We start from the raw sequence: 231 nt of genomic DNA, 5'->3' as shown, positions 1-231 counted from the left end.
GCGGTCGAGGCATACCTCACCGTGCTGATCGAGGCGTTGTGGCCCAAGAAGCGGATCATGACCGCTTACCTGAATGTCGTGGACTGGGGCCATGGCAACTACGGCGCGGAGGCTGCAGCGGAAGGCTATTTCGGCGTGAGCGCCGCGGCCCTGAGTCCGGCGCAGGCGGCTCGGCTCGCCGCGGTGCTGCCCAGCCCCGACAAATGGAAAGCGGCAAATCCCGGCCGCTAT

The 231-nt window shown here is 66.7% G+C and carries 1 protein-coding gene; it reads left to right on the top strand.

The window, feature by feature from the left end:
• A partial coding sequence (locus RMT89_RS45715; protein WP_315889648.1) for a transglycosylase domain-containing protein occupies positions 1–231 on the top strand: 231 nt, incomplete at both ends.

It is taken from the genome of Streptomyces sp. P17 (assembly GCF_032436805.1).
GTDB lineage: Bacteria > Actinomycetota > Actinomycetes > Streptomycetales > Streptomycetaceae > Streptomyces.
This window is presented reverse-complemented; position numbering and strand designations above follow the sequence as displayed.